At 64.2% G+C, this 11,508-nt stretch carries 11 protein-coding genes; 8 read left to right on the top strand and 3 right to left on the bottom strand.

Features of this window, described 5'->3' with window-relative positions; genetic code table 11:
* Positions 1 to 7: 7 nt before the first annotated feature.
* Positions 8 to 988, top strand: coding sequence for an NAD(P)H-quinone oxidoreductase (locus tag AC1DSJ_RS17110; RefSeq protein ID WP_441371838.1), 981 nt, complete (start codon positions 8 to 10; stop codon positions 986 to 988).
* Between the two features lie 55 nt (positions 989 to 1,043).
* On the opposite strand, the gene AC1DSJ_RS17115 is transcribed toward AC1DSJ_RS17110, so the two are convergent.
* Positions 1,044 to 1,598 carry an arylsulfatase gene (locus AC1DSJ_RS17115; protein ID WP_441371839.1) on the bottom strand — a complete coding sequence of 185 codons (555 nt, stop codon included), beginning with the start codon at positions 1,596 to 1,598 and terminating at the stop codon, positions 1,044 to 1,046.
* A gap of 193 nt (positions 1,599 to 1,791) precedes the next feature.
* Complete coding sequence (locus AC1DSJ_RS17120) at positions 1,792 to 2,343, bottom strand: cytochrome b (RefSeq protein WP_054423067.1); 552 nt, start codon at positions 2,341 to 2,343, stop codon at positions 1,792 to 1,794.
* Between the two features lie 105 nt (positions 2,344 to 2,448).
* Here AC1DSJ_RS17120 and AC1DSJ_RS17125 point away from each other — a divergent pair, with 105 nt between their 5' ends.
* The 7 genes from AC1DSJ_RS17125 (at position 2,449) to AC1DSJ_RS17155 (ending at position 10,611) form a co-directional block, all read left to right on the top strand.
* The gene (locus AC1DSJ_RS17125) at positions 2,449 to 2,952 is read left to right on the top strand and encodes a hypothetical protein (protein WP_441371840.1); all 504 of its coding nucleotides are present in this window, start codon (positions 2,449 to 2,451) and stop codon (positions 2,950 to 2,952) included.
* Positions 2,953 to 3,180: 228 nt separating this feature from the next.
* Positions 3,181 to 4,317 (top strand): RNA ligase RtcB family protein, encoded by a 1,137-nt coding sequence (locus tag AC1DSJ_RS17130; RefSeq protein ID WP_175170239.1) that lies wholly within the window; start codon positions 3,181 to 3,183, stop codon positions 4,315 to 4,317.
* Positions 4,317 to 4,940 (top strand): peptide chain release factor H, encoded by a 624-nt coding sequence (gene prfH / locus AC1DSJ_RS17135; RefSeq protein WP_175170238.1) that lies wholly within the window; start codon positions 4,317 to 4,319, stop codon positions 4,938 to 4,940. Before AC1DSJ_RS17130 ends, prfH begins: the two co-directional genes overlap by 1 nt.
* 275 nt (positions 4,941 to 5,215) lie before the next feature.
* The gene (locus AC1DSJ_RS17140; protein ID WP_441371841.1) at positions 5,216 to 6,484 is read left to right on the top strand and encodes a PepSY-associated TM helix domain-containing protein; all 1,269 of its coding nucleotides are present in this window, start codon (positions 5,216 to 5,218) and stop codon (positions 6,482 to 6,484) included.
* A gap of 122 nt (positions 6,485 to 6,606) precedes the next feature.
* Positions 6,607 to 7,116 carry a sigma-70 family RNA polymerase sigma factor gene (locus AC1DSJ_RS17145; protein WP_054423061.1) on the top strand — a complete coding sequence of 170 codons (510 nt, stop codon included), beginning with the start codon at positions 6,607 to 6,609 and terminating at the stop codon, positions 7,114 to 7,116.
* Positions 7,113 to 8,060, top strand: coding sequence for a FecR domain-containing protein (locus tag AC1DSJ_RS17150; RefSeq protein ID WP_441371842.1), 948 nt, complete (start codon positions 7,113 to 7,115; stop codon positions 8,058 to 8,060). Before AC1DSJ_RS17145 ends, AC1DSJ_RS17150 begins: the two co-directional genes overlap by 4 nt.
* Before the next feature lie 151 nt (positions 8,061 to 8,211).
* Positions 8,212 to 10,611 carry a TonB-dependent siderophore receptor gene (locus tag AC1DSJ_RS17155; RefSeq protein WP_441371843.1) on the top strand — a complete coding sequence of 800 codons (2,400 nt, stop codon included), beginning with the start codon at positions 8,212 to 8,214 and terminating at the stop codon, positions 10,609 to 10,611.
* Between the two features lie 141 nt (positions 10,612 to 10,752).
* On the opposite strand, the gene AC1DSJ_RS17160 is transcribed toward AC1DSJ_RS17155, so the two are convergent.
* Positions 10,753 to 11,508: a SapC family protein gene (locus tag AC1DSJ_RS17160; RefSeq protein WP_054423057.1), complete on the bottom strand. Its 756-nt coding sequence runs from the start codon at positions 11,506 to 11,508 to the stop codon at positions 10,753 to 10,755.

Raw genomic sequence — 11,508 nt, forward strand, 5'->3', positions numbered from 1 at the left:
GATGGCCATGAAAGCCATTGATTTTGATAGTTTCGGTTCCGCTGATGTGCTGCATTGCGTGGATGCGCCCGATCCCGTGCTGCGGCCGCATGATCTGTTGGTGAAGGTTCACGCGGCCGGTGTGAACCGTGCGGATCTGCTGCTGCGCACGGGCCATTACGGCCGCCCGGACTTTGGTGATTCCCATCTGATGGGGCTGGAAGCCGCAGGCGAGGTGGTCGCGGCAGGCGCCGAGGTGCAGGGCTATCAGGCCGGTGACCGCGTGATGGCCATCACCGGCGGCGGCGCGTACGCCGACTATGCCCGCGTTGACTATCGCATGGCGATGCCGATTCCCGCGGGGTTGGACTACGTGCACGCCGCCGCCGTGCCAGAAGTCTTTGTGACCGCGCACGAGGCGCTGATGCATCTTGGGCGGCTTCAGCCCGGCGAAGCCGTTCTGATTCACGCTGCGGCGGGCGGTGTGGGGTCAGCCGCCGTGCAACTGGCGCACGCGGTGGGCGCCAAGGTATTGGCATCGACGACCGCAGAGAAGGCTGCCCGGCTACGCGCATTGGGCGCGGACGTGGTGATCGACTACCGGTCAGAGGACTTTCATGATGTGGTCACGCGTGAGACCGCGGGCGCCGGTGTGGATGTGATTGTGGATTTCGTCGGCGCGCCGAATTTCGCCCGCAATATCCGATCGATGAATTTTGGCGGACGCTTGGTCCAGGTCGGGCTGCTGGCAGGCGGAGCAGGCGCGGAGATTGATCTGCAGACCGTTCTATACCGTCATCTGCAGATCATGGGGACGGTGATGAAGTCGCGTCCGCAATCGGTGAAGCACGCCATGGTGGCTCGCTTTCGCGACCGCTGGCTGGATGACTTGGGCGCTGGGCGTCTTACGCCGGTCATCGACAGCACGTTCCCGATGGCGCAAGCCGCAGACGCGCATCGCCGCATGGAAACCAACCAGAGCTTCGGCAAAATCATTCTGACGAATTGAACCCGCCTGCCGCGTGGCCGTCGCAAGGGGAGGCGGGGCGGGTTGAGCATCCGCTTCAGAACGACGAGTGGGCGCCGACCGCGCGCAGCGCCGCCTGCGCGCCGTGCATCGGCTGGCATTCCTCTCCCACCAATGCACTGGCGCCTGCCATCCAGGGGTGCGCATAGGCCACGACATCAAAGCCCTGAGCATGCGCGTCACGTGCGGCTTGAGCGCATGCCGCCATGCACTCAGCATAATTGCCTTCCTGATAGAGCGCCCAGGCGCCAGGGATCAGTTTGACGGTCACGCGAGCACCGGTCGTGGCCGCGTAGCGCCCGAAGAGCACCTGATTCGGCGCCACGGTGGATTCGACCGCACAGAGTACGGCGATGTTGTTTCCTGCGCGCGAAGCCGCTTCCGCCAGGGCCGCGTCGGCCCGGATGATGGGAACCGTGGATGATTCCAGGGTGTCGATCGCGGGGCCCAGCGTCGCACAAGTCACGATGATTGCATCGGCCTCGGCCGCCAAGCCCTGCAGCGTCTGGTGGATCAGGGTGTGTGCATCGCCGCCTGCGCCTGGCGGGTGCGCCATGGCCTGCCGAAGATCTTCGCGCACGGTATGGCGCATACGTTCTGGGGGGCAGCCGGCTTGCTCAGCTTCGTGTCCGAAGACCGCTACGCTGCTTGCCATCGTGTGCAAGAACGAGATTCGCATTTGAACAATCCTCTCAAGTAAATCGTCGAGAGGGATTGTTCTATTGGCCCCGTTCGGCAGCAAGACCATTGGTGATGCTGGTATCCGTACTACCCCTTGCGACGTGTCAGCGCCGTCCGGGCAGCATGCGCACAAGCGTGTTGTCGCGAAGCATATAGTGGTGCAGCAGCGCTGCGGCGGCATGCAAGCCCACCAGGAAGTAGCCGACCGTCGCCAACGTTTCGTGCAGTTCCTTCACCTGGTCCGCCAGGGCTTTGTCGGCGCCCACCAAGGCGGGCACGTTCAGGCCAAACAGCGGAATCGGCTTGCCGGCTGCGCTGAGCGTCAGCCAGCCCAAAATCGGGGTGGCGATCATGAATGCATACAGTGCGTAGTGCATCAGCCGCGCAAGAATGTCTTGCCATCGTGGCATCGGCGGGCGGACAGCGGGCGCATTGCCTGCGGCCATTCGGATTGCGAGCCGCAGGACGACAAGCCCGATCACGCATAGCCCAAGCGAGAAATGCAGCGCTTTGATGTTGTTGTACAAATCGCTGCCTTTCGTGGCCAGCCCGCGCAATTCCATACAGGCGTAGACCAACGCCAGCACCACGAGCATGAGCCAGTGCATGGCAATGACCAGGCCTGCATACTGCTTGTCGGAATTCTTGATGGACATGGCTTTTCCTTTCTTTATCGCCCGCGGCCGATGGTTGGCATCGATGCCAGGCCGGTTCTCAGAATACTGCGCGAATGCGCCCTGTGAGCCACCTGATCTCTGTGCATGCACCGCGATCAGGTGGTTCACGGGGGTGAAGCATATGCCCCCAACTCTGAACCCATGATGAACGAGCCGCGGCGGGGCAAACGTCAATTCATGCCAATCAAGGCGCACGGCAAGATGCAGGACAAGGCGCATGGCAAGACGCATGGCAAGACGTATGACAAGACGCAGGACAAGACGCAGGACAAGTCAGCCAGCCAAGACCTCATCGGGGATGTGCGGGTGTCGCGAATTTCCGACACAACGTTGTGCGCCGAGGGATTTTTTAATTCCCATCGATACCGCTCACAAGAACCGATGATAAAGTGCTCGCACTCGGCAATATGCGCCATGCGCAGCAAAAAATCATTGCCCTGGATCAAACCTATTCGCAGCCGCAGCCGATCATTGCGTCCCACGCAAACCCCAACGGTATCCGCTTCTGCCCGCCCAAATAACAACCGTACTGCACAGGAGGAAATCATCATGCAAAAACAAACTTCCCGCCTTGCAGGCCGCGCCTAGTCAGACCGAATTCTTCCTTCTGTAAATCCTACAGAACGCATTCGCAGTATCTCGGCCCGGACCTGTCACACAGGGTCTTTTCGCAAGCATCGCCCGCGCGCACGCATCCTGCATGGATGCACGTTGCGTGCGCGTCTGCCCGCCGCGCCACGCCTGTACACCGGGCACGGCGGCGCGTGGACGCCTGCGATGCAAGCAAGCCCTTTCATGACCTGATCTGGAATTTCCATGGGCAATTGCATTCAACAATTGTCCGAGAGCGTGACACTCATCGCCTCGGACGACACGTGGATCGAAGGCAACGCGATCCAACAACTACACACCACTTCCAAGCTTGCCGGCATGCGCCGCGTGGCGGGCTTGCCTGATTTGCATCCCGGCCGGGGGTATCCGGTAGGCGCCTCGTTTTTCTCTGTGGGGCGCCTGTATCCCGCGTTGATTGGCGGGGATATCGGCTGCGGCATGGCGCTGTGGTCCACCAACCTTGCCGCTGGCAAGGTGGCGGTCGACAAGCTTGAGAAGCGGCTGGGCAACATCGATGGTCCGCTGGACGCATCGTGGCAGACGCTGGTGTCGCAGCTGGCGCCAGCGGGCGTGGGCTTTGGCCAGGCCTTGGGCACGATCGGCGGCGGCAATCATTTTGCCGAGCTGCAACGCATCGACGAAATTTATGACCCGCACGCGCTTGCCGCGACGCCGTTCAACGCCAAGCAGCTGGTGCTGCTGGTGCACAGCGGTTCACGTGGACTGGGCCGGGCCATTCTTGAGGAACACGTTCAGCGTCACGGCCATCATGGCCTGGCGGACGATAGCGCCGACTGCCAGGACTATCTGGCGCAGCACGACGGCGCGTTGCAGTTTGCGCGCGCCAACCGGCAATTGATTGCGCGCCGCATCCTGAGCCGCTTGGGCGCAACCGGCGAAGCGCTGCTGGATGTGGATCACAATCTGGTTACGCCCGCGCGGGTCCAGGGTGAGCAGGGCTGGCTGCACCGCAAAGGCGCCACGCCGGCGGATGCGGGCATGGTCGTCATCCCGGGTTCGCGTGGGGATTTCAGCTATCTGGTGCAGCCTGAACCCAGCGAGGCCAGCTTGTTTTCGTTGGCGCATGGGGCAGGGCGCAAGTGGATGCGCAGCGAGTGTAAAGACCGGTTGGTCAAGCGCTACACGCCGGCGCAACTGACCAGGACCAAGCTGGGCAATCATGTTGTCTGCCAAGACAAGGCGCTGATCTACGAAGAAGCGCCCGAGGCGTACAAGCCAGTGGACAGCATCGTCGCCAGTCTTGCCGAGGCGGGCTTGGTGAAGGTGCTGGCAAAGCTGCGTCCGGTGTTGACCTACAAGACGCGCGGAGGCTGCTGCTGATGGAGCTATTACAGTTATCCGCCGCGCACGGTCCTGACGAGTGCTGCCTGGCGGTGGCCAAGGCCTTGGGCTTTCTGTTGCGCGAAGCGCGGGCGCGCAGCGTGTGCGCCGATGTTCTGGAAAGCGAAGCCGGAAGCCGGCCAGGCACGTTGCGTTCCGTGTTGTTAAGCCTGGACGGCGACGGCGCTGACGCGCTCGCGGCCGCATGGGAAGGGTCGATCCAGTGGATCTGCCCAAGCCCCTACCGGCCTGGGCATTTGCGCAAGAACTGGTTCATCGGCGCTTCGCGTTGCGAGGCGCCCGCCACGAACGTGTCAGGTGACATCCGCTTTGAAGCGACGCGGGCGTCAGGCCCGGGCGGCCAGCACGTCAACAAAACCGAATCGGCGGTGCGCGCGACCCATGTCGCGACCGGCATTTCGGTGAAGGTCCAGACAGAGCGCAGCCAGCATGCCAACAAGCGCATCGCCGTGCTGCTGATTGCGCATCGGCTGGCCAACCGTGAGCAGGATCTGCGGGCGGCCCAGCGCGCGCAGCGCCGGCAGTTCCATCACGAGGTCGAACGCGGCAGCCCGGGGCGCGTGTTCAAGGGGGAAGGGTTCGAGCTCGTAAAGGGAAGGTGAAAAAGAACGTGTGAGAAGGGTACGTGAGGCGGGCATGTGAGGCGGGCATGTGAGGCGGGCATGTGAAGCGGGCATGTGAAGCGGGCATGTGAAGCGGGCATGTGAAGCGGGCATGTGAAGCGGGCTGTGGCGTAGCGGCATGGGCGTGGCCGAAGCGGCCCGCACCGGCCGCAACGCCCGTGAACGCGTCACGCCCTGGCATCTTTTTCCGTCTTGTCCGGTGTACCTGATAAGGCCCCTGCACATTCGCAGGCGGCCAGTCATCGGGTGCAAGAATGAAAGCCGCTTCAGCCTCCACCAGCCCACGCTCCGCCGTTGCATCGGCCAGCGCCTCCAAGCGGAAATGGTGGTTTTCCGTGCATAGTTGGGCGGGGTTGAAGCTCAGCCTGTTGATGGCCTTCATCTGCATGACGGGCACCTTGGCGGTCATCGCCACCGAGCTCGACTGGCTGGTGCAGCCGGCGATGCGGGTTGAGCCGGCACCGCGCCACGCCAGTTGGGGCGACATGGCCGAGGCCGCTCAGGCGGCGTACCCGGGCTGGACGCTGTTATCAATCACCGCGCCCCATGCCTCCCGCTTTGCTGCGCAGGCCCTGATGCGCACGCCGCAGGGCAAGCAACGCTTCGTCTGGATCGATCCTTATCGGGCTGTTGTCACCGGCGACACGTCGTGGTTCAGCATCCAGCGTTGGCTGCGCAATACGCACCGGCACCTGTTCTTGCCCACGCGTTATGGCGTGCCGTTGGTGTCGGCGCTGTCGATTCCGTTGACCGTGCTGATCGTGACCGGCCTGGTCATCTACAAACGCTGGTGGCGCGGCTTTCTGGCGTGGCCACGGCGCGGCAAGCGCCGGCTGATGTGGGGCGACATGCATCGGCTGCTGGCCGTATGGAGCCTGTGGTTCGCCGTGGTCATTGCCGTGTCGGGGTTGTGGTATTTGATCGAATCGTTGGGCGGCCATGCCCCACCGCTGCCGGCGATCACCACCAAAGACGCGCCGCGCGCCGCGACGCCATTCAACGCCCAAACGCTGGATTCGGCTATTGCCCGAATTCGCCAGCAATGGCCGGAACTTGAAATCCGAGTCTTGCGGCTGGAGGCTGGCGGGCGGGCAGGGCAGGTGGAAGGGCAGACACCAGCCTGGCTGGTCCGGGATCGCGCCAATGCCATCCGCCTGCCGCTGGAACAGGGCGAGTCCGCGCGCCGCAGCGCTGCCGACCTGAGCGTGCACCAGCGCATTTCGGAACTGGCCGATCCCATTCATTTCGGTTCGTTCGGCCCTTGGCCGGTGCGCGTCATCTGGTTCCTGTTCGGCGCGGCGTTGACAGCGCTGTGCCTGACAGGCGCTTATCTATATGGACTGCGCATTGCGGGCGGCAGCGCAACGGCCAGGGCAAAGGCCGGGCATGGCGGTGAACCCGCCACGCCTGCGCGCGAGGCGTGGACCGGCATGCGGCCGTGGCGATGGCTGTGGGTGGCGCTGTTGCTCTTGTCGCAGGGGTTATTTGTGTGCGAGGCGATGGGCTGGGTCAGTCTGTTCTGATGATCCGGGCGGACGCCAGGCTGAAGATGATGCAAGAGACGGGCGCGATTCCAGCAGTAGATTCCAGTATTATTAACAGAACTCATTATCACTAAGATCTTCTGCTGGCAGTTCCTGGTCCCATGTCCCAAACCTGCGCGCCTCGTCCCCTGGCCCTGAGCGGTCTCTACGCTGATCATCACAAATGGCTATACGGCTGGCTCCGTAAACGTCTGGGCAACGCATGGGATGCCGCGGACCTGGCCCATGACACGTTTCTGCGCGTGTATTCCAGTAATCGCTCCCTGGAAATGCCGGAGCCCCGCGCATTTCTCACTCACGTCGCCAAAGGCCTGGTCGTCGATTTATGGCGGCACCGCAATGTCGAGCAGGCCTATGCCGATTCGGTGGCGACGCTGCCCCCCGAAACCGCGCCGTCGCCAGAGACGCGCGCGCTGATCCTCGAGGCGCTGTATTGCATCGACCGGATGTTGGACGCCATGCCGGGGCGGGTGCGCAATGTCTTCCTGCTGGCGCAGCTTGATGGGCTGACGTATGCCGAGATCGCCGCCGAAACCGGCTTGTCGGTGCGCACCGTCAACCGCCACATGCAACACGCGTATCTGGCTTGCCTGACGGCGATAGACGCATGACGTCCGCGCACGTCCCCGACGCGCTGCTGGCTGAAGCGGCCGGTTGGATGGCCCGATTGCACGATGCGCCCAATGATGAAGCCTGCTTGCGGGCGTTGTCCCGTTGGATCGCTTGCAGCCCCGCGCACGCGCAGGCGTGGGCGCGTGCCGAGCGCGTGATGGGAACCTTCGGCCAAGTGCCGCCGGCCATGCGTGCTCAGGCGCTGCAAGGGCTGGCCAAGCCAGATCGCCGGCGCCTGGCTGCGCGGCTGCTGTGCCTGACGGCCGTGGCGCCCATCGCGTATCTGGCGTGGCGCACGCAACAAGCGGACCTGGAAAGCAGCACCGGCCAGATCCGCCAGACCACGCTGGCGGACGGGACGGCGCTGACGCTCGATACCGCCACGCGAGTGGATGTGCGCTATTCGGATACCGAGCGATTGCTGTGGCTGCGGGCCGGCCGCATCTTCGTGTCAACGGCCCCGGACGCCGCGCTGCGCGCGCGCCCCTTTCTGGTTCAGACGCCCGTGGGCGTCGTGCAGGCCATCGGTACGCAATTCACGGTCAGCCTTCAAGCAGACAGCGCTCAGGTCAAGGTCTATGACGGCGCGGTGATGGTGCGGCCCAGGGATGGCGCGGGCAGCCAGGTCGTGCGCGCCGGCCGGCAGGTGCGCTTTGACGCCGCAACCGTGGCCCCCGACGCGGCATTGCCCGAGGCCGAACCCGCGTGGAAGCGGGGCGTGCTGACCGCGGACGACTTGCGGCTGGCCGACTGGACGCAGGCCATGGCGCGGTACCGGCCAGGCATCCTGCGGTGCGCCAGCGACATCGCAGACCTGCGCGTCGTCGGTTCGTTTTCGCTGCAAGACACCGACGCCAGCCTGGCGCTGCTGGCGCGGACCTTGCCGGTGCGCATCGCATTTCGCACGCGGTATTGGGTGGAAATCCAGGGGCGCAACGCCTAGCGGACCGGCGCGGGTGGCTTGCCACGCAGGGTGGCATGTTTTCCGGCGTCGAACGGTGTACAGGATATAGGCCTTGAAACCGCATCGGGATCAGGCTGAGTTCCGATCCGAAACCGTTTCTTTGAACATCTACTCTCGCGGCGCCGTCCTCATGTCCCAGTCCAGTCATTCCGTCGTCCGTGCGACCGCGGTGCTTTGTCTTTCCGTTCTGTTGCCCGTTGCCGGTGCAGCGCAGGCGCAGGGGCAGCAGCAACCCGCCGCCACCTCATCTGCAACGCGCGACTATCGCCTGCCGGCCGGCTCGCTGGGGTCGGTGCTTGCCCAGTTCGCCACCCAGTCCGGCGTGCGTTTGTCGTTTGCGGGCGCCTTGGTGGAAGGCATGCAATCGCCGGGCTTGAGCGGCAGCTACACGGTGGACGCAGGCTTTGCCGCGTTGCTGTCCGGAACCGGGCTGACCGCGGTTCGCGCGGGCGCCAATGCCTACACCTTGTCCGCTGCATCCGCGCCCGTCGCGCAAATGGAAGCCGTGACCGTCACTGCCGCGTACTCGGGCGCGCTGATGCCGGCGTTCGCGGGCGGCCAAGTCGCAAGCGGCGCAAGCCTAGGCATGCTGGGCGAAAAAGGCATCATGGATACGCCCTTTTCGGTCAGCGCCTACACCAGCGCGCTGATGCAGCAACAGCAGGCGCAAAGCGTGGCCGATGTCGTGTCCAACGACGCGTCGGTGCAGAACACCAACCCCAGGACCAGCCGCTTCGACCAGTTCTCCATTCGGGGCTTTCCGGTCTTGAATAGCGACATCGCGTTGAACGGCTTGTACAGCGTCTTGCCGACTTATGCGCTGGCGGTGGAAAGCCTGGAGCGGGTCGAAGTGCTGAAAGGCCCCAACGCCCTGCTTAACGGCATGGCGCCGTCGGGCGGCGTAGGCGGCGCCATCAACGTGGTGCCCAAGCGGGCGGAAGACACCCCGACGCGGCAGGTCACGGCCAGCTATGGCACGCATGACGTGGCGGGCGGCCATGTCGACCTGGGTCAACGTTTTGGAGACAAGGGCGAACTCGGCATCCGCATCAACGGCGCCTACAAGGGCGGCGACACGGGCGTTGGGTCGCAGCACATGACGCGTGGCCTGATGACATTGGGCATGGACTATCGCGGCGAGCGCACGCGCTGGTCCGCCGATATCGGCCATCAAGACCGCAAGGTCGACGCGCCGCAGGAACGCGTGGGCGTGGCGGCGGGCGTACCGGTGCCGGACGCGGGGCGGGTCGATCGTGGATACGCACCCGACTGGACGTATGCCAATTCACGCGACAGCTACATCGCCTTGCGCGCCGAGCATGATGTCACGGACCAGACCATGGTCTATGGCGCGTTCGGCGCACGCCAGGGCGATTACAAGTTTCTGCGCCTGAATGTCACGGCGCGCGATGCTGCCGGAAACTTCTCGGGCAGCCCCAGCTATTTCCTGCGCGATGAAGAGGTCCGCACCGGCGAAATCGGCGCACGAACGCGCTTTGCAACCGGCGCCGTGTCGCACGCGGTGTCGCTGAGCGCCACGCAATTCGACAAGACGTTCGGCAATCTCAGCTATGACTTTGCCACGGTTCGATCCAACATCTATGCCCCGCTTGCAACGACCGCGCCGTCCGTGGCGGGATTGAGCACCGACATTCCGAAGTCCGGCGAATCGCGCCTGACCAGCTTTGCGCTGGCCGACACGCTGTCGGTGTGGGACGAGCGGTTGCAACTGACGGTGGGCGCGCGCTCCCAGCGAGTGGTCACCGATCAATACGATGAAGACGGCAATCGAACCAGCCGATACGACAAACGCAAAGTCACGCCCGCCATCGCCTTGCTGGGCAAGCCGTCGCAGCATGTATCGGTCTACGCCAACTACATCGAAGGCCTGAGCGAAGGGCCGACCGCGCCCCTTACCGCGGTGAATGCCAATGAGGTGTTTGCGCCGATCAAGTCCGAACAGATCGAGGCCGGCGTGAAGGTCGAATACGGCGACGTGGGCGCAACGTTCAGCGCCTTCCAGATCCGCCGCCCCAGCGGGCTCACGGACCCGGCCACAGGCATCTATTCGGTCAACGGCATGCAGCGCAATCGCGGGATGGAGTTCAACGTGTTCGGAGAACCCGTCAACAACGTGCGCGTGCTGGCGGGCGTGATGTTTCTGAATGGCCGGTTGACCAAAACCGGCAATGCGCTCACCGAGGGCAACGTCGCGCCCGGCTCGCCGCGCTACAGCATGAACCTTGGCGTGGAATGGGACACGCCATTTCTGGCCGGCCTGACCATGTCGGCGCGCGCCCTGCGCACGACGTCGCAATACCTGGACGCCGCGAACCGTCAGGAGATCCCCAGCTGGACTCGCGTTGACGTGGGCGCACGCTATGCGTTTCGCGCGGGCAACACCCCGGTCACGTTGCGCGCCACCGTCGAAAACGTGTTCAACAAAGCGTACTGGGCCTCCGCGTCCTCCAACGGCCTGACGATCGGCGCACCACGCACGGTCCTGCTGTCGGCCACGGTGGATTTTTAACGGCGGCTCGTATCACGCGTCACACGTTCGGCCATAAAAAAAGGCGCCGATTGCGTCGGCGCCTAAAGGCCTCGAAAAAAAATTTCCGAGTGGGCGGGGGCAAGCCGGTGCGGTGACCGGCCTTGCCGCGCTGCCAGGAAATCACGCCTCGGCGGATTCCTCAGCCACCGCCACCGGCTGCACTTGGTTGATCAGGGCAGGCCACGTGTTGATCGACAGCAGGTGGCAATAGACCAGCGGCAGCCAGCCGTTGGCACGCCAGCGCAGGAACTCTTCATCCGACAGCTTGTTGAACTTGGCTTCGTCGATCACCTTGAAGCCGGACATGGCCAGGCGCTGGCCGTCGGGCAGGGTGATGTCGGCGCGGTTCTCGATCAGCAGGTCGGCAGCGGCCAGGGCTTGTGCGAACTCCATCGTGTAGGCGTGCTGGTTCTGGTAGTCGCGGCAGAATTCCAGGGCGCTGCGCGCCAGGTCGGTGGGCTCGCCGGCGTCGTCGAAGAACGGGTTGTCACGGCCTTCCACCACGGATGCGGCCTTCTCGTCCACGCACAGCGTGAACTGGCTGCGGTCTTCGTTCTCCATGAAGATGAACGGGTAGCGGCGCACGTAGGCCGGGATGTAGGTGCCGGCGCGCCATTGGCCGTCGGCGTCGACGAACAGGTTCTCCTGGCCGCGCACGCCTAGCACCGCGACGGGCGTGGGTTGCTCACCGTCGGTGAAGACGATGGGGAAGTGGCGGCAAGCCGTGGGCAGCTCGGTGGCCACCAGCGGCACGGCGTTGGTGTTGGCGGCATAGGCAAAGCCCGTGTTGCCGGCCAGCGACAGGTTGGCGTGCACGCCGGCAGCCAGAGGACGGGGTTGTTCGTAGAACAGGGGAAGCGAAGTCTGCGTAGTCAT

This window comes from Achromobacter sp. 01N37 (assembly GCF_056399725.1).

What these genes read in the sequence shown, in the direction of transcription:
- AC1DSJ_RS17110 (WP_441371838.1), top strand. Translation starts at nt 8, where the DNA reads ATGAAAGCCATTGATTTTGATAGTTTCGGTTCCGCTGATGTGCTGCAT.
- AC1DSJ_RS17115 (WP_441371839.1), bottom strand. Translation starts at nt 1,598, where the DNA reads ATGCGCCATACCGTGCGCGAAGATCTTCGGCAGGCCATGGCGCACCCG.
- AC1DSJ_RS17120 (WP_054423067.1), bottom strand. Translation starts at nt 2,343, where the DNA reads ATGTCCATCAAGAATTCCGACAAGCAGTATGCAGGCCTGGTCATTGCC.
- AC1DSJ_RS17125 (WP_441371840.1), top strand. Translation starts at nt 2,449, where the DNA reads ATGCACCGCGATCAGGTGGTTCACGGGGGTGAAGCATATGCCCCCAAC.
- AC1DSJ_RS17130 (WP_175170239.1), top strand. Translation starts at nt 3,181, where the DNA reads ATGGGCAATTGCATTCAACAATTGTCCGAGAGCGTGACACTCATCGCC.
- prfH (WP_175170238.1), top strand. Translation starts at nt 4,317, where the DNA reads ATGGAGCTATTACAGTTATCCGCCGCGCACGGTCCTGACGAGTGCTGC.
- AC1DSJ_RS17140 (WP_441371841.1), top strand. Translation starts at nt 5,216, where the DNA reads ATGAAAGCCGCTTCAGCCTCCACCAGCCCACGCTCCGCCGTTGCATCG.
- AC1DSJ_RS17145 (WP_054423061.1), top strand. Translation starts at nt 6,607, where the DNA reads ATGTCCCAAACCTGCGCGCCTCGTCCCCTGGCCCTGAGCGGTCTCTAC.
- AC1DSJ_RS17150 (WP_441371842.1), top strand. Translation starts at nt 7,113, where the DNA reads ATGACGTCCGCGCACGTCCCCGACGCGCTGCTGGCTGAAGCGGCCGGT.
- AC1DSJ_RS17155 (WP_441371843.1), top strand. Translation starts at nt 8,212, where the DNA reads ATGTCCCAGTCCAGTCATTCCGTCGTCCGTGCGACCGCGGTGCTTTGT.
- AC1DSJ_RS17160 (WP_054423057.1), bottom strand. Translation starts at nt 11,508, where the DNA reads ATGACTACGCAGACTTCGCTTCCCCTGTTCTACGAACAACCCCGTCCT.